This window comes from Frigoribacterium sp. CFBP 13712, from assembly GCF_014842255.1.
Lineage (GTDB): Bacteria > Actinomycetota > Actinomycetes > Actinomycetales > Microbacteriaceae > Frigoribacterium.
Map to the genome: position 1 here is coordinate 32,436 of NZ_JACYVH010000008.1, position 16,624 is coordinate 49,059.

At 71.9% G+C, this 16,624-nt stretch carries 12 protein-coding genes; 1 reads left to right on the top strand and 11 read right to left on the bottom strand.

From position 1 onward, the window contains the following. Window positions 1-90: 90 nt before the first annotated feature. From IFT51_RS12770 to IFT51_RS12815, 10 genes are all read right to left on the bottom strand, one after another. Complete coding sequence (locus tag IFT51_RS12770) at window positions 91-2,751, bottom strand: phosphoenolpyruvate carboxylase (protein ID WP_192061467.1); 2,661 nt, start codon at window positions 2,749-2,751, stop codon at window positions 91-93. A gap of 247 nt (window positions 2,752-2,998) precedes the next feature. Beyond that, window positions 2,999-4,237, bottom strand: a complete 1,239-nt coding sequence (locus IFT51_RS12775; protein ID WP_192061468.1) for an alpha-hydroxy acid oxidase — start codon at window positions 4,235-4,237, stop codon at window positions 2,999-3,001. 31 nt (window positions 4,238-4,268) lie between these two features. Beyond that, window positions 4,269-5,777, bottom strand: coding sequence for a rhamnulokinase family protein (locus IFT51_RS12780; protein WP_244637284.1), 1,509 nt, complete (start codon window positions 5,775-5,777; stop codon window positions 4,269-4,271). A gap of 7 nt (window positions 5,778-5,784) precedes the next feature. Beyond that, entirely contained in the window at window positions 5,785-7,854 is a 2,070-nt protein-coding gene (locus IFT51_RS12785) for a bifunctional aldolase/short-chain dehydrogenase (RefSeq protein ID WP_192061469.1), read from the bottom strand. Between the two features lie 45 nt (window positions 7,855-7,899). Then, window positions 7,900-9,063: an L-rhamnose isomerase gene (gene rhaI / locus IFT51_RS12790; protein ID WP_192061470.1), complete on the bottom strand. Its 1,164-nt coding sequence runs from the start codon at window positions 9,061-9,063 to the stop codon at window positions 7,900-7,902. Then, window positions 9,060-9,497, bottom strand: coding sequence for an L-rhamnose mutarotase (locus IFT51_RS12795; RefSeq protein ID WP_371740798.1), 438 nt, complete (start codon window positions 9,495-9,497; stop codon window positions 9,060-9,062). The genes rhaI and IFT51_RS12795 overlap by 4 nt, the downstream gene beginning before the upstream one ends. A gap of 96 nt (window positions 9,498-9,593) precedes the next feature. After that, on the bottom strand, window positions 9,594-10,661 hold the full coding sequence (gene rhaS / locus IFT51_RS12800; protein WP_192061471.1) for a rhamnose ABC transporter substrate-binding protein: 1,068 nt from the start codon (window positions 10,659-10,661) through the stop codon (window positions 9,594-9,596). Between the two features lie 113 nt (window positions 10,662-10,774). Further along, window positions 10,775-11,935, bottom strand: coding sequence for an ABC transporter permease (locus tag IFT51_RS12805; protein WP_197982044.1), 1,161 nt, complete (start codon window positions 11,933-11,935; stop codon window positions 10,775-10,777). After that, complete coding sequence (locus IFT51_RS12810) at window positions 11,928-12,959, bottom strand: ABC transporter permease (RefSeq protein WP_192061472.1); 1,032 nt, start codon at window positions 12,957-12,959, stop codon at window positions 11,928-11,930. The genes IFT51_RS12805 and IFT51_RS12810 overlap by 8 nt, the downstream gene beginning before the upstream one ends. Beyond that, window positions 12,956-14,515, bottom strand: coding sequence for a sugar ABC transporter ATP-binding protein (locus tag IFT51_RS12815; RefSeq protein ID WP_192061473.1), 1,560 nt, complete (start codon window positions 14,513-14,515; stop codon window positions 12,956-12,958). The genes IFT51_RS12810 and IFT51_RS12815 overlap by 4 nt, the downstream gene beginning before the upstream one ends. A gap of 178 nt (window positions 14,516-14,693) precedes the next feature. Between IFT51_RS12815 and IFT51_RS12820 the strand changes: the two genes are divergently transcribed. Beyond that, on the top strand, window positions 14,694-15,719 hold the full coding sequence (locus tag IFT51_RS12820) for a LacI family DNA-binding transcriptional regulator (RefSeq protein WP_192061474.1): 1,026 nt from the start codon (window positions 14,694-14,696) through the stop codon (window positions 15,717-15,719). A gap of 280 nt (window positions 15,720-15,999) precedes the next feature. Here IFT51_RS12820 and IFT51_RS12825 read toward each other — a convergent pair whose 3' ends face one another. Beyond that, window positions 16,000-16,485 (bottom strand): hypothetical protein, encoded by a 486-nt coding sequence (locus IFT51_RS12825; RefSeq protein WP_192061475.1) that lies wholly within the window; start codon window positions 16,483-16,485, stop codon window positions 16,000-16,002. Between the last annotated feature and the right edge of the window lie 139 nt (window positions 16,486-16,624).

Consider the following 16,624-nt stretch of genomic DNA (forward strand, 5'->3'; position numbering starts at 1 on the left):
AGAAGATGCTCTCCCCGCGACCACGAAGAGCATCTTCTGACCACTCGATCGAGCCGCGGGCGCTCGGCGCTCGCGAGCCCGCTCGTCGGATCAGCCGGTGTTCTGCAGGCCGGCGGCGATCCCGTTCACGGTGAGCAGCAGGAGGCGGTGGTCGGCGTCGGCCGGGTCGCCGCCGCCGTTCACGCGAATCGACCGGAGCGCCCGCAGCTGCAGCAGCGACAGCGCGTCGACGTACGGGCTGCGCAGACGCACCGAGCGGCTCAGCACCGGGCGCCCGTCGAGCACCTCGGCGTGCTTGCTGACCTTCAGCACCCACTCGCGGGTGAGCGCCATCTCGTCGAGCACGGCTCCGGCGAGGTCGTCGCGCTCGGCCAGCCCGAGGTACTCGCGGGCGATGTGGCCGTCGGTCTTCGCGAGCGACAGCTCGACGTTCTTCACCATCGTGCGGAACAGCGGCCACGTCTTGTACGCATCGCGCAGCAGGTCGACGTCGCCGACGGCCGCGAGGGCCGAGCCGAGTCCGTACCAGCCGGCCAGGTTGATGCGGGCCTGGGTCCAGGCGAACACCCACGGAATCGCCCGCAGATCCTCGAGCGACTCGACCGACAGCCCACGGCGGGCCGGGCGTGAGCCGAGTGCGAGCAGGCCGACCTCCTCCATCGGGGTGACGGCGGCGAACCAAGACGCGAAGCCCTCGGCCTTGACCAGTCTGAAGAAGGTCGCCCGCGACGCCTCGTCCATCGTGGCGACCACGTCGGCGAAGCGGGTGGCGGCCTCGGCGTTCTCGGCCTCGTTCGACGGGCTCGACGCCAGCAGCGTCGCGGCGGCCATCTGCTCGAGGTGCCGGGCGCCGATCGCCTGATTGCCGTACTGGGCGACGATGACCTCGCCCTGCTCGGTGATCTTGAAGCGCCCGTCGACCGAGTGCGGCGGCTGGGCCAGCACGGCCTCGTTCGCCGGCCCGCCGCCGCGACCGAGGGCCCCGCCCCGACCGTGGAAGAGCGTCAGCGTGATGTCGTTCGCGGCCGCCCAGTCGGCGATGCGCGCCTGCGCGTCGTACAGGGCGAAGGTGGCCGACACCGGCCCGACGTCCTTCGACGAGTCGGAGTAGCCGAGCATCACCTCGAGGCGGCGCCCCGTCTCGGAGAGGCGACGCTGCACGACCTCGGTGCCCAGCGCCTCCTCGAGGATGCGCGTGCTCGCCTCGAGGTCGGCGAACGTCTCGAACAGCGGCACCACGTCGAGCACGGGCGCGGCCTGTGCCGACCCGAGGGCGTACGCGGCGAGCTCGTGCACGTTCGCGAGATCGGCGGACGACTGCGTGAACGACACGATGTAGCGGGAGGCGGCGCGGACCCCGTAGCGCACCTGCAGATCTTTGATGGTGCGGAAGACGGCGAGGACCTCGTCGGTCATCGGGCTCGTCTCGCCCCCGGCGCGCAGCTCGGCGAGCGCCGTGCGGTGCACCTGCGAGTGCTGACGGACCTCGAGCTCGGCGAGGTGGAACCCGAAGGTCTCGACCTGCCAGACGAGGCCCTGCAGCTCGCCGTTCGCGGCACGGTGCGCACCGGCCGCACGCAGCGAGTGCTGCACCACACGGAGGTCGGCGAGCAGCTGCTCGGGCGCGTCGTAGCCGAGCGGGTCGCCGTCGCGACGCGTGGCCTCGATGCGCGCCGCGACGAAGAGCAGCACGCGGCGGTGGGTCTCGTTCGGCGAGCGGACACCGATGCTCGACGCGAGCTCGGGGTCGAGGGCCCGCTGCGCGTCGGCGAGGGCGATCAGCGTCGCATCGGCGGGCGTGTCGGCCTCGTCGAGGGTGAGGGTGGCGCCCACGCGGGATGCGGCCCGGTGCAGCCCGAGCAGCACGTGCTCGGCCGCGATGTCGGCGGCCTGGCGGGTGACCTCGGCGGTGACGTGCGGGTTGCCGTCGCGGTCTCCGCCGATCCAGCTGCCGAGTCGGAGGAACGCGGGGGCGACGGCGGGTTCGCGGCCGGCCCGGTCGCCGAGGAGGCGGTCGTCGAGCAGGCGGTACACCTGCGGCACGATCTCGAACAGGGTCTGGTCGAAGACGCTCATCGCCGTGCGCACCTCGTCGAGCGGGGTGGGGCGCGTGGTGCGGAGCGGCGATGTGCGCCAGAGCGTGTCGACCTCTTCGAGCAGGCGGCGCTCGGCCTCGGCGACGGCGATGTCGTTCTGCAGCCGGTCGCGCTCGTCCATCAGGTCGCTGATGCGACGGATGGTCGACGCGACGGCGCGGCGCCGAGCCTCGGTGGGGTGCGCCGTCAGCACGGGGTGGAACCGCAGATCGCTGAGGCGCTTCGAGGCCTCGTCGGCGCCGACCTCGGCGACGAGCTGCTGCAGCGTGTCGGCGACCGAGTCGGAGGCGGTGCGCTGGGCGCTGCCACGGCGACGCAGCACGCGCACGCGGTGGTGCTCTTCTGCGAGGTTGCTGAGGTGGAAGTAGCAGGTGAACGCCCGGGCGACCTGCTCGGCGCGCTCCTGGTCGAGACCGTCGACGATGGTCTGCGCGTCGTCGAGCGAGGCCCCGCCCGCCCCCTCGTACGCGGCGATGACGGCGGCGCGCACCGCCTCCACGTCGCGGAAGAGGTCGTCGGAGCCGGACTCGCGCAGCACCCTGCCGAGCAGGCTGCCGAGGAAGCTCACGTCGCCGCGCAGGTCGCCGTCGACGGCCCCGCGGATGTCGTCACGGCTGCTGCCGTCGGCACGTCTCGATGTCTCGATGTCGGTCACGGCCCCATTGTGGACGATGCGGGGGCGTGTGACGCACACCGCGCCTCCTCGGCTCGTCTCGGGTTCGCTCGGCGTCGCGGCGTGCGGCGGGTCCGTGTCATCCGTGGCGGGTCAGCGCTGACCCGCCGCGGATGACGGGAACCCGCCGAAGGCCGAGGCACGGGCACGAGCGCAGGCACGAGCACGGGCACGGGCACGAGCACGGGCGCGGGCACGGGCACGGGCACGGGCACGCTCACGCTCACGCTCAGCCGCGGACGCGGGGCACGAGCCGCTCGAGCTGCGTGACGTGCTTCGGCTCGAGCTCGTCGAGCGAGTTCACCCCGAGGAGGCGCATCGTGCGGGCGATCTCGACCGACAGGATCTCGATGGCCCGGTCCACCCCCTCGCGTCCGCCGGCCATGAGCCCGTACAGGTACGCCCGCCCGATCAGCGTGAAGCGCGCGCCGAGGGCGACCGCGGCCACGATGTCGGCGCCCGACATGATGCCCGTGTCGAGGTGCACCTCGGTGTCGCCGCCGACCTCGCGGACGACGTCGGGCAGCAGGTGGAACGGGATCGGCGCCCGGTCGAGCTGACGCCCGCCGTGGTTCGACAGGATGAGCGCGTCCACCCCGAGGTCGGTCACCCGCCGGGCGTCGTCGACGGTCTGCACGCCCTTGACGACGAGCTTGCCGGGCCACTGCGACTTGATCCACGCGAGGTCGTCGTAGGTCACGGTCGGGTCGAACATCGTGTTGAGCAGCTCGGCGACGGTGCCCGACCAGCGGTCGAGCGAGGCGAACGCGAGCGGCTCGGTGGTGAGGAAGTCGACCCACCACCACGGGCGCGGCAGCGCGTCGATGATCGTCTTGGGCGTCAGCGACGGCGGGATCGTCATGCCGTTGCGCGAGTCGCGGAGCCGCGCACCCGCCACCGGCACGTCGACGGTCACCAGCAGAGTGTCGAACCCGGCCGCGGCGGCCCGGTCGACGAGGGCCATCGAGCGGTCGCGGTCCTTCCACATGTAGAGCTGGAACCAGTTGCGGCCGTCCGGGGCCGCCTCGGCGACGTCCTCCACCGACGCGGTGCCCATCGTCGAGAGGCTGAACGGGATGCCGGCCGCCGCGGCCGCCGCCGCCCCGGCCTTCTCGCCCTCGGTCTGCATCATGCGGGTGAACCCTGTCGGCGCGATGCCGAACGGCTGCTCGACCCGTTTACCCAGCACGTCCCAGCCGGTGTCGACCGTGGCGACGTCGTGCAGGATCGCCGGGTTGAACTGCACGTCGCGGAACGCCTGCCTCGCCCGCCGCAGCGAGATCTCGGCCTCGGCGGAGCCGTCGGTGTAGTCGAACGCGGCCGTCGGCGTGCGGCGCTTCGCGATCCGCCGCAGATCTTCGATCGTGAGCGCCTCGCGCAGCCGCTTGGCCTTGAGGTCGAACGTCGGCCTCTTGAACTGCATCAGCGGCGCGAGGTCGTGGAGGTTCGGGATTCTGCGGTCGACCATGGTGGTCCTTTCGAGAGGAGCGTGAGGGAGTTCAGGAGGCGCGCGACGGCACCCGGGGCAGGTATCTGACGGGAGCGGACGACGCCGAGACCAGGGCCCGCAGCGCCTCGAGCGACGACGACGGGTCGACGATGCCGACCGCGCGGGCCTGCACGAGGATGTTCCCGAGCGCGGTGGCCTCGACCGGCCCGGCGAGCACGGTGCAGCCCGTCCGGTCGGCCGTGAGCTGGCAGAGCAGCGCGTTCTGCGACCCGCCGCCGACGACGTGCACGGTCCGGATGCGGCGGCCCGAGAGGCGTTCGGCGTCGCGCAGGGTCTCGGCGTAGGCGGCGGCCAGCGACTCGAGGATGCTGCGCACCACCTCGGCCCTCCCCCGCGGCGGCTCGACGTCGTGCTCGACGCACCAGGCCCCGATGCGCGCGGGCATGTCGCCGGGCGGCGCGAAGCGCTGGTCGGTGGCGTCGAAGACCGGGACCGCGCGGGTGACGTCGGCCGCCTCGGCGAGCAGGGCGGCGAGGTCGCTGCTGCGCTCGGCGGCCGTGGCCCCCGCGCCGTCCCAGGTGCGCATCGACTCGCTCAGCAGCCACAGCCCCGACACGTTCTTCAGGAACCGGGTGCGGCCGTCGACCCCGCCCTCGTTGGTGAACCCCGCGAGGCGCGCCTCGTCGGTGACGAGGGGTGCGGGGAGCTCGAGCCCGACGAGCGACCAGGTGCCGCTCGAGACGTAGGCCGCGTCGTCGCCGGCGAGCGGCACGCCGACCACGGCCGAGGCGGTGTCGTGCGACCCGACGGCCGTGACCCCGAGCGACGTCGGCGCCCCGATCGCCGAGGCGACCGACGGCAGCAGCGGGCCGAGGGCGGCACCGGGTTCGACGAGCGGGGCGAAGAGATCGAGGGGGACGCCGACGCGGTTCATCAGATCGACGTCGAAGGCCCGCTCGACGGGCGACAGCAGCCCGGTGGTCGACGCGTTGGTCGACTCGGTCGCCGCCACCCCGGTCAGCCACCACGAGAAGAGGTCGGGCACGAGCAGGGCGCGGTCGGCGAGGGCCAGGGTTCCGGAGGCGCGATCGGCCGCCAGCTGGAACACCGTGTTGAACGGCAGATGCTGCAGCCCCGCCCGCGTGAACAGCTCACGGGGCGACACCGCGGCGTGCACCGCCTCGACCCCCGCCGCGGTGCGCCCGTCGCGGTAGTGGTACGGCGCACCGAGCAGCCGGCCGTCGCGGAGCAGCGCGTAGTCGACCGCCCACGAGTCGACCCCGATCGACCGCAGCCCCGGCTCGTCGCGCACGGCGGCGGCCAGCCCCGCGGTGACGGACCGCCAGAGCCCGAGGACGTCCCAGTGCAGACCGACACCGTGCAGACCGAGACGACCCGCGCCTCCTTCGGGGACGGTCACGGGGTCGTTCGCGAATCGGGCCACCGGACGCAGCCGGACCCCGTCGCGGTCGACCCGGCCGAGCATGACCCGACCGCTCGTGGCGCCGAGGTCGACCGCGGCGACCGTGCCGCCGCCCATCGGGGATCTGGTCGTCATCGTCGGCTCAGCGGAGGAAGGCCGCGGCGACGCCCGCGTCGACCGGCACGTGCAGCCCGGTCGTGTGCGAGAAGTCGCTCGTGCAGATGGCGAAGACGGCGGCGGCGACGTTCTCGGGCACGACCTCGCGCTTGAGGATCGTGCGCTGGGCGTAGAAGGCCCCGAGATCCTGCTCGTCGATGCCGTAGGTCGCGGCCCGGTTGGCGCCCCAGCCGCTGGCGAAGATGCCCGACCCGCGAACGACGCCGTCGGGGTTGATGCCGTTGACCCGGATGCCGTGCTCGCCCAGCTCGGCCGCGAGCAGCCGCACCTGGTGGGCCTGGTCGGCTTTCGTGGCGCTGTAGGCGATGTTGTTCGGGCCGGCGAAGACGGAGTTCTTCGACGAGATGTAGACGATGTCGCCGCCGAGCCCCTGGTCGACGAGCACGCGCGCGGCGTTCTTCGCCACGAGGAACGACCCCTTGGCCATGACGTCGTGCTGGAGATCCCAGTCGGCCTCGGTCGTGTCGAAGAGCGACTTCGACAGGCTGAGCCCGGCGTTGTTGACGACGAGGTCGAGACCGCCGAAGGCCAGCAGCACCTCGTCGATCGAGGCCTTGACGGCCGCCTCGTCGCTCACGTCGGCCGCGACGCCACGTGCCACGTCGGGCCCGCCGATCTCGGCCGCCGCGGCCTGCGCCTTCTCGAGATCGAGGTCGGCGATGACGACGCAGGCCCCCTCGGCGGCGAGGCGCGTGGCGATGGCCTTGCCGATGCCCGAGGCGGCGCCGGTGACGAGCGCGATGCGGGTCGCGAGGCGCTTCGGGGCCGGGAGGCGACGCAGCTTGGCCTCTTCGAGCGCCCAGTACTCGATGCGGAACTTCTCGGCCTCGTCGATCGGAGCGTAGGTCGAGAGCCCCTCGGCGCCGCGCATGACGTTGATCGCGTTGATGTAGAACTCGCCGGCGACCCGGGCGGTCTGCGCGTCTTTGCCGAACGAGAGCATGCCGACGCCGGGCACGAGCACGATGAGCGGGTCGGCCCCGCGGATCGCCGGGCTGTCGGGGGTCGCGTGCCGGTCGTAGTAGGCCTGGTAGTCGAGGCGGTACTGCTCGTGCAGCTCGCGGAGGCGCGCGATGGACTGCTCGACGGAGGCGGTGGCGGGCAGGTCGAGCAGCAGCGGCGTGACCTTCGTGCGGAGGAAGTGGTCGGGGCAGCTGGTGCCGAGGGCGGCCAGCCGCGGATGCTCGGCGCTCGACAGGAACTCGAGCACGGCGGGGTCGTCGCTGAAGTGCCCGACCTGCGGGGCGTCGTGCGAGGCCAGCCCGCGGATCGTCGGGGCGAGCGCGGCAGCACGGGCGCGACGTTCGGCCTCGGGCAGGGCCGCGTAGCCGTCGAGAGCGGGGCCGAACGGGTCGGCCCGCGAGTGCTCGGCGATGTGCGCCTCGGCCGTCTCGATGATCCAGCGCGAGTTGGCCTCGGCCTCGTCGCTCGTGTCGCCCCAGGCGGTGATGCCGTGACCGCCGAGGATCGTGCCGATCGCGTCGGGGTTGTCGGCCTTGATCGCGGCGATGTCGAGCCCGAGCTGCCAGCCCGGTCGGCGCCACGGCACCCAGACGACGCGCCCGCCGAAGATCTCGGCGGTGAGGCGCTCGCCGTCGGCGGCGGTCGCGATGGCGATGCCGCTGTCAGGATGCAGGTGATCGACGTGCGCGGCGTCGACGAGACCGTGCATGGCCGTGTCGATCGAGGGTGCCGCTCCCCCTTTGCCGTGCAAGGCGTAGTCGAACGCGGCGACCATCTCGTCTTCGTGCTCGGGGCCCCGGTAGACGTTCGCGAGACCGCGCAGCCGGTCGAGCCGCAGCACCGCGAGGCCCTGCTCGGTGAGCGTGCCCAGGTCGCCGCCGCTGCCCTTCACCCAGAGGAGCTCGACGGGCTCGCCCGTGGCCGGGTCGGTCGCGGTGCCCTTGGCCGAGGTGTTGCCGCCGGCGTAGTTCGTCACGCGCGGGTCGGCGCCGAGCCGGTTGCTGCGCGCGATCAGGTCGGCCGCGGCGGCGGGGGTCGTGCTGGTGGACGAGGAGGTGCGGGTCTGGTTCATGGGTCCGTTCTCGGTTCGCAGAGGAGGGGCGGGGACGATCGCGGCTCAGGTCCAGCTGAGCTGGGTGCCGCCGGCGCGCTCGTCGGCGAGGCGCTCTTGAGTGCCGCTCGCCAGGTACGCCGCCATCGGGTCGCGGGGCAGACCCCGGCCCTCGCGCCAGTCGGCGAGGGCGGGGCGGACGTCGGTGTAGAAGGCGTCCATCAGCACGGCGTTGGCGCCGAGCACGTCGTGGGCGGCGCGGGCGGAGTCGAGCGCGGGCCGGTCGACGAGCAGCGCCCGCGCCGTCATCTCTTGCACGTTGAGCACGCTGCGGATCTGGCCGGGGATCTTGTCCTCGACGTTGTGGCACTGGTCGAGCATGAACTGCACCGGCGAGCCGACCTCGAGCCCGCCGCCGTCGACGACCTCGAACAGGATGCGGAACAGCTGGAACGGATCGGCCGCGCCGACGATCAGGTCGTCGTCGGCGTAGAAGCGCGAGTTGAAGTCGAACGAGCCGAGCTTGCCGAGGCGCAGCAGCTGCATGACGATGAACTCGATGTTGGTGCCCGGGGCGTGGTGCCCGGTGTCGAGGCAGGTCAGAGCCTGGTCGCCGAGGGCGCTCACCTGGGCGTAGCTGGTGCCCCAGTCGGGCACGTCGGTGTGATAGAAAGCCGGCTCGAAGAACTTGTACTCGAGCACGAGCCGCTGCTCGGGGTCGAGCCCGGCGTAGATCTCGGCCAGCGACTCGGCGAGGTGGTCCTGACGCTGACGCAGACTGTCTTGACCGGGGTAGTTGGTGCCGTCGGCGAGCCAGATCTTGAGGTCGCGCGAGCCGGTCTCGCGCATGATCTCGAGGCAGCGCAGGTGGTGGTCGATCGCCTTGCGTCGCACGGCGGCGTCGCTGTGCGCCAGGCTGCCGAACTTGTACGCCTCGTCTTGGAAGGTGTTCGAGTTGACCGTGCCGAGCGCGACGCCGTGGTCGGCGGCGAACGACCGCAGGGCGGTGAAGTCGCTCACCTCGTCCCAGGGGATGTGCAGGGCGACGCTCGGGGCGAGCCCGGTGTACTCGTGCACGGTCGCCGCGTCGGCGATCTTCTCCTCGGCGCTTCGCGGGGTGCCCGGGGTGCCGAACACCTTGAACCGGGTGCCCGAGTTGCCGAAGGCCCAGCTGGGCAGCTCGATCGCCTGACGCTCGAGCGTGGGGGCGATGGACTCGAAGGTGGTCATGATGCTTCTTCCGTGATCGTGTCGGTGGTGGTGCGGCGGCCGGCGCCCGGCAGGCCGAGCTGCGCCTCGAGGTTGAAGACCTGGGTGAGCAGCTCGAAGCCCTCGTCGGGCGGGGTGCCGTCGAGCGAGGTGAAGAACTCGGCCATCGAGGCCTGCCAGCGGGTGTTGACGTCGGTGCGCGCCATCGCGGCCTGCGCGGCCTCGAGCGACGCGGCCTCGACGTAGCCGATCAGCAGCCCGTCGGGTGCGGCGAAGAGCGAGTAGCCGTGCCAGCCGCTGTCGTGGAGGGCCTGCAGCATCTCGGGCCAGACCTCGGCGTGGCGCCGGGTGTAGTCGGCCAGCCGCTCGGGGGCTACCTGGAGGCGGAACGCGTAGCGCTCGTGCTCGTCGGCGGTCATCAGGATGTTCTCCGGTTCGTCATTGAATCGTTTCAACAGCACGAGCGTAGCAAGCGCCGATGGCGCGGACAAGAGGGTCTCGGGGTGCGCGGGACCGCCGAGGTGGTCACCTCGACGGCCCCGCGGCGACGACTAGAAGTCGTAGTCGTCGATGTTGTCGGCGTCGAACTCGGTCGGCGGGCCGACGATCACGATGCCGTCGGCGCCGACGGTGCGCTCACCGAGGTCGCCGGCCTCGAAGGTGTCGCCCTCGGCGCCCGTGATGGTGCCGTCGACGAGCGCCTGACCGGCGTAGGCCGCGACGTAGCCGAGCTGCGCAGGATCCCAGAGGGCGAACGCGGTGACGGTTCCGTCTTTCACGAACTCGCGCATCTCGTTCGGCAGACCGAGCCCGGTCAGCGCGACCTCGCCCTTGTACTCGGAGGTCGAGAGGTAGCGGGCCGTCGCGGCGATGCCGACCGTGGTGGGCGAGATGATGCCCTTCAGGTCGGGGTTCGCCTGCAGCAGGCCCTGGGCCTCCTGGAACGACTTCGCGTCGTCGTCATCGCCGTAGACCTTCGAGACGATGTTGATCCCCGCGTAGTCGGGGTTCGTGTCGACCTCCTCTTCGATGTACTGGATCCACTCGTTCTGGTTCGTGGCGTTCGCGGTGGCCGAGAGGATCGCGATGTCGCCCTCGCCGCCGATCTGCTCGCTCATCTGGCGGATCTGGATCAGCGCGACGTCCTTCGCCTCGACCTGGCTGATGAACACGTCGCGGTAGTCGGGGTTCGTGTCGGAGTCGAACGCGACGATCTTCGCGCCGCCGTCGCGCGCCTCCTGCAGGGCCGGCCCGACCGCGTCGGGGTCGTTCGCCGCGATGACGATGACGTTCGCGCCCTGCTGCGTGAGCGTGTTGATGAAGGTGACCTGCGACGAGGCGCTCGCCTCGAGCGGACCGACGACGCTGTAGTCGTAGCCGATCGACTTCGACGCCTCTTCGCCGCCGCCGAGCACGACGTCGGTGTACGGGTTGTTGAGCTGCTTCGGCACGAACGCGATCGACTGCTCGCCGTCGGAGCCGGAGCCCGTGGTCGCGTCGCCGTCGCTCGACCCGGCCGTGAGGGCGCAGCCGGAGGCGACGAGCGCGACGCCGGCGAGGGCCGCCGCGGTCGACACGGCCCGGCGCACGCTGCGCCTGGTGGAGGTGGTGAACATCATCGTTCCGTCCTTTGCTGTGGGGGATGGTGCGTGGGGTGGTCGGGGTGGTCTGGGTGGTCGGGGTGGTCGGGGTGGTCAGGCCGCGTCGGGGTGGTGAGGCCGCGTCGGGGTGGTCAGGCCGCGTCGGCCGCAGAGGCGGCGAGCACGTCGCGCGCGGCCCGCCTCGTTCGGCGCTTCTCGCGGACGACCGCGATCAGACTCGGCGTGACGACGCTGCCGACGAGCAGCAGGCCGGTGACGACGTTGAGGACGACGTCGCTGATGCCGCCGAGGCGCAGGGCGTAGCTGACGCTCGAGATGATCAGCACGCCGGCCACGACACCGGGGATGCTGCCGCGGCCACCGAAGATCGAGACGCCGCCGAGCAGGACGGCCGCGATGACCGCGAGCTCGATGCCGGTCGCGTTGTCGCTGCGAGCGCTCGAGTAGCGGAGCGTCCAGTAGATGCCGACCAGGGCCGAGACGACGCCGGTGGCGACGAACATCCAGAACTTGGCGCGGCCGACGTGCACGCCGACGAAGCTCGCGGCCTCCTTGCTGAAGCCGATGGCCGGCAGCGTGCGGCCGAACGAGCTGAAGTGCAGCAGCACCCCGAAGAAGGCGATGATGACGGCGACGCCGATCATCGCGGTGGGGATGCCGGTCGCCCCGATCTTCGACGTGAAGAACGAGGTCAGCGCGGGCGGGAAGTCGGCGACGGCGTTGTCGCCGATCACCACGAGGGCGAGCCCGCGGTACAGGGCGAGCGTGCCGATCGTCACGGCCAACGACGGGAGTCCGATCGCGGTGACCAGCAGCCCGTTCAGCGCCCCGCAGCCGATGCCGATCAGCACGCAGACCACGAAGATCTCGGGGATGCCCCAGCCCGCCGCCCACAGCACGCCCATCGCGGCGCTGGTGAGACCCGCCGTGCTGGCGACCGAGAGGTCGATCTCGCCGGTGATGATCACGAGGGCCATCGGCATCGCGATCATCAGGATCGGGATCGCGTCGAGCAGCAGGAACCCGGTCGTCTGCACGCTCGCGAACCGCGGCACGGTCAGCGCGCAGACGAGCAGCGTGCCGAGCAGCGCGTAGATCATGATCGCGCCGCGGCCGGTCAGGAGGCGACGGCGGCGCAGCGTCCTCTCGGCGGCGGACTCGGGGTCGCGGCGGGCGGCGTCGCGAGCGTCGCGGTCGCCGGAGGCGCCGGCGGTGTCGCGGGACGCCGAGGAGGCGCGGCGCGGGTCGATCGCGGAGCCCGCGGCCGAGGGGGTGGTCGTCTGCTCAGGCATTGGTGGCCTCGCTCGTGCGGAGTCTCCGCGCCTTGCGGATCGAGGCGATCCGTTCGACGAGGATGGCGGTCAGGATGAGGACGCCGACGATGGCCTGCTGCCAGAACTTGTCGACGTTGAGCGCCGTGAGGCTGCTCGTGATGGTGGTCAGCAGCACTGCGCCGATCGCGGCGCCGACGACGCTGCCCGAGCCGCCGAAGATCGCGATGCCGCCGACGACGGCAGCGGCCACGATGTCGAGCTCGAGACCGGTGCCCGTCGTCGCGCCGACCGAGTTGAAGCGCGACGCGTAGAGGACGCCGGCGAGACCGGTGAGCGTGCCGTTCAGCACGAACGCCGTGAGCACGCGCTTGCTGACCGGGATGCCGAACAGGCGGGCCGCCTCGTCGTCGGAGCCGATGGCGTACAGATCGCGACCGGGCCGGGTGCGGGCCAGGAACACCGCGACGAGCACCACGACGACGATCGCGATCACCGTGATGATCGGGACCCCCAGCACCGTGTCGACCGACAGCCGGCCGAAGGCGGCCGGGCGGTCGCCGGCGAAGTACTGCTGACCGCCGGCCCAGGCGTTGTTCACGCCCCGGTAGATGTAGAGCATGCCGAGGGTGATCACGAGCGACGGCACCCGCGCGACCGTCACCAGGAACCCGTTGATCGCACCGAGGAGGGCGCCCAGCGCCAGACCGATCGCGAAGACGAAGACGATGGGGATGTCGGGCGCTGCGGCGAACACCGAGCCCGTGCCGAACGCGACGAGCCCGAGGATCGACCCCACCGAGAGGTCGATGTTGTTCGTGATGATGACGGCACCGAGCCCGACGGCCATGATCACCGTGATCGTGGCGTTCAGCATCAGGTCTTTGACACCCTGCGCCGAGACGAAGAGCGGATTGGCGATCGTCGTCACGATCACGAGCACCACGAGCGCCGAGGCGACCGGCACCTCGCGTTGACGGACGAGCGAGGCGAAGGGGCTGCGCCCGGTGCCGAGCGCGGGGGCGAGGGCGTGCGAGGTCGTCATCGGCGGGTCTCCGTCGTCGTGGTGGTGTGCGCGGGCTCGGCGCCGGTGGCGGCGTTGATGACCGTCTCGGGAGTGGCGTCGTCGCGGTCGAAGGTGGCCGTGAGCCGCCCCTCGCGCATGACGAGCACGCGGTCGGCCATGCCCAGCACCTCCGGCAGCTCGGACGAGATCATCAGCACCGCGATGCCGCGACCGGCGAGATCGCTGATCAGCCGGTGCACCTCGCTCTTCGTGCCGACGTCGATGCCGCGCGTCGGCTCGTCGACGATGAGGAACGTCGGGTCGGTCGCCAGCCACTTGGCCAGCACCACCTTCTGCTGGTTGCCGCCCGAGAGGGTCGACACGGGGAGCTCCTGGCTGCCGGTCTTGACCTGCAGTCGCCGCGACCAGTCGGCCGCCGCCTCGCGCTCGCGCCGCGCGCTGACCAGCCCGAGACGACTGAGCGTCGTCCGGAGGGTGAGCGTCGTGTTGCGGCTGACCGACATGTCCATCACGAGACCCTGCTTGCGGCGGTCTTCGGGGACGAAGCCGATGCCCGCCCTGATCGACGCCATCGGATCGCGCGGCGCGAGCCTGCGGCCGCCGATCGTCACGGAGCCGGCGTCGTAGCGGTCGATGCCGAACAGCGCCCGCGCCACCTCGGTGCGACCCGCCCCGACGAGACCGGCGAGCCCGACGATCTCGCCGGCGCTCACCTCGAACGACACGTCGTGGAAGACGCCCGCCCGGGTCAGCCCGTCGACGCGGACGACGGTGTCGCCGACCCGCGCCTCCTGCTTGGGGAACAGCTGGTCGACGTCGCGACCGACCATCGCCCGCACGATCTCGGGCGTGCTGACCTCGCTGGTCGTGTGCTCGGAGATGAAGGCGCCGTCGCGCATGACGGTGATGCGGTCGCTGAGCCCGAAGACCTCGTCGAACCGGTGCGAGATGAACATGATCGCGCTGCCGCGGTCGCGCAGCGCCCGGGCGACCCCGAAGAGGCGCTCGACCTCGACGCCGCTCAAAGCCGCCGTCGGCTCGTCCATGATGAGCACCTTGGCGTCGAGCGAGATGGCCTTGGCGATCTCGATGATCTGCTGATCGGCGATCGACAGGCCCTCGGCGACGCGGTCGGGGTCGATCGGCACACCGAGCCGGTCGAAGAGCGCCCGGGCGTCGGCGCGCATCGCGGCCCGGTCGATGAACCCGAGACGGGTGGTGGGCTGACGCCCGACGAAGATGTTCTCGGCGACGGTCAGATCGGGGAAGAGAGTCGGCTCTTGATAGATGACGCTGACACCCGCCGCCTTGCTCTCGGCCGGGCTGCGGAACACGATCGGGTGGCCGTCGAACAGGAAGTCGCCGCTGTCGGGCTGGTGCACCCCCGCGAGGATCTTCACCATGGTCGACTTGCCGGCGCCGTTCTCGCCCACGAGCGCGTTGATCTCGCCGGCACGCAGCCGCACGCTGCCGCTCGAGAGGGCCACGACGGCGCCGAAGGTCTTGCGTGCGCCGCGCAGCTCGAGCACGGTCGCCGTCGGAGACGGCCCGTCGGATGTGGGGTCGATCGTCATCGATCGTTCTCCTAATCGCTCTCGTCGTCGAGAGAAGTGAATCGTTTCAACTTCTGTTCGTGCCGACTGTAGGGGCAGACTCGGTTCGACGTCAAGGGGCGCCCCGCGGCTGTGGATCACAGCTCGATCACGGGCGTGGCACACTCGTCGGAGACCACGGGACGGACCAGGAGGCGCGATGAGGCAGGCGAGCATCCGCGACGTCGCCGAGACCGCCGGCGTCTCGGTCGGCACCGTCTCGAACGTGCTCAACAACCCCGCCAAGGTCAGCGAGTCGACCATCGCCCGGGTCAGCGACGCCATCGCGAGCCTCGGCTTCGTCCGCAACGACGCCGCCCGGCAGCTGCGCGGCGGCGACAGCCGGGTGATCGGCCTGATCATCCTCGACGGGGGCAACCCGTTCTTCACCGACGTCGCCCGCGGTGCCGAGGCCGCCGCCGAGGAGTCGGGCCGCGTCATCCTGCTCGGCAACAGCGACCAGCTGGTCGAACGCGAGGCGCACTACCTCGACCTCTTCGACGAGCGGCGCGTGATGGGCATCCTGATCTCGCCCGTCGGAGACGTCTCCGACCGGCTCCGCCGACTGCGCCTGCGCGGCATGCCCGCGGTGCTCGTCGACCGGCGAGCCGACCTGACCGAGTTCTCGTCGGTCTCCGTCGACGACGTGCGGGGCGGGTACCTGGCGACGGAGCACCTCCTCGGTCTCGGGCGTCGACGCATCGCGTTCGTCGGCGGACCGGCCGACCTGCAGCAGGTGGCCGACCGCCTGGCCGGCGCCCGGGCCGCGGTCGCCGACGCCCCCGGCGCCACGCTCGAGGTCGTCGACATCCCCGCGCTGACCGTGCAGAACGGACGCGAGGCCGCCGCAGCCATCGTGCGACGCCCCGCCGCCGACCGCCCCGACGCGATCTTCGCCGCCAACGACCTCGCCGCCATGGGCGTGCTGCAGGCCCTCGTCATGCAGGGCGACCTGCGCGTACCCGACGACGTCGCCCTGATCGGCTACGACGACATCGACTTCGCCCGCGCCGCCGTCGTGCCGCTCAGCTCGGTGCGGCAGCCGAGCGCGCTGATCGGGCAGACGGCCGTCGAGATCCTCCGCGACGAGGCCGACGACCCCGCGCGGGCGCCCCGCCAGATCGTGTTCGAACCGGAGCTCGTGGTGCGCGAGAGCACGGCGCGCGGGGGGTCTTCGGCGGGGTGAGGCGGGCCTGCTCGGTGGTCGCTCCGGGGTTCGGCGGGTCCGTGTCACTCGTGGCGGGTCAGCGCTGACCCGCCGCCGATGACGGGAACCCGCCGCACCCGCCGCACCCGCAGCACGGGCCGCGCTCAGCCCTCGAGGGTCAGCGCGCCTCCTCGGGATCGTGAGCCGCGCCTCCTCGGTGCTCGCTCTGGGGTTCGGCGGGTTCGTGTCACTCGTGGCGGGTCAGCGCTGACCCGCCGCCGAGGACGGGAACCCGCCGCACCCGCAGCCCGTCCCGCGCTCAGCCCTCGAGCAGGAGGCGGCAGTCGCCCTCGCCGCGGACGTCGCGCGGGTCGGGGCAGAGGGTTCCCGACCACGAGCCGTCGACTCCCCCGCCGTACGAGTCGAACGCGGTGGTCGTGTACGTCTCGACCCCGTCGATTCCCGGCCCGACGAAGGCGAACGACACGATCGGGTCACCCTCCGTCGTCGGGGTCGACCAGGCGAGCTCGGCCGACGCCCCGGCGACGGACGCGTCGGCGAGGCAGTCGAGCGCCTCCGGATCGAGCTGGACGCCCTGCGGGAGGGCGAACTCGCCGCAGGTCGGCGTCGCATCGCCGGACTTCACCATGCCCCCGGCGTTCGGGAGCTGCCGCGCGGCGGTGATCGGGTCGTCGGGCGGAGGCATCGGACCGACGCTCGAGGCGCAGCCCGCGGTGAGGAGCGCGAGTGCGATCCCGAGCGCGACGAGCCGCGTGGCGGATCTGCGGGCTGGTTCGACTGGCATGACTCCCCCTCTCCGCTCAGGGAACCAAGCGCTCGATGCCGACGGCAAGAGCCGCGGTGCACTCGTGACCGGTTCGTGACGCGCGGGGGCGGGGGTTCGGGCGGGTTCGTGTCACTCGCGGCGGGTCAGCGCTGACCCG

Excerpts from the sequence above, each read along its gene's own strand:
- rhaI (WP_192061470.1), bottom strand. The coding sequence starts at position 9,063 with ATGACCACCTTCGAGTCCATCGCCCCCACGCTCGAGCGTCAGGCGATC.
- IFT51_RS12810 (WP_192061472.1), bottom strand. The coding sequence starts at position 12,959 with ATGACGACCTCGCACGCCCTCGCCCCCGCGCTCGGCACCGGGCGCAGC.
- IFT51_RS12805 (WP_197982044.1), bottom strand. The coding sequence starts at position 11,935 with ATGCCTGAGCAGACGACCACCCCCTCGGCCGCGGGCTCCGCGATCGAC.
- IFT51_RS12785 (WP_192061469.1), bottom strand. The coding sequence starts at position 7,854 with ATGAACCAGACCCGCACCTCCTCGTCCACCAGCACGACCCCCGCCGCC.
- rhaS (WP_192061471.1), bottom strand. The coding sequence starts at position 10,661 with ATGATGTTCACCACCTCCACCAGGCGCAGCGTGCGCCGGGCCGTGTCG.
- IFT51_RS12775 (WP_192061468.1), bottom strand. The coding sequence starts at position 4,237 with ATGGTCGACCGCAGAATCCCGAACCTCCACGACCTCGCGCCGCTGATG.
- IFT51_RS12780 (WP_244637284.1), bottom strand. The coding sequence starts at position 5,777 with ATGACGACCAGATCCCCGATGGGCGGCGGCACGGTCGCCGCGGTCGAC.
- IFT51_RS12820 (WP_192061474.1), top strand. The coding sequence starts at position 14,694 with ATGAGGCAGGCGAGCATCCGCGACGTCGCCGAGACCGCCGGCGTCTCG.
- IFT51_RS12825 (WP_192061475.1), bottom strand. The coding sequence starts at position 16,485 with ATGCCAGTCGAACCAGCCCGCAGATCCGCCACGCGGCTCGTCGCGCTC.
- IFT51_RS12815 (WP_192061473.1), bottom strand. The coding sequence starts at position 14,515 with ATGACGATCGACCCCACATCCGACGGGCCGTCTCCGACGGCGACCGTG.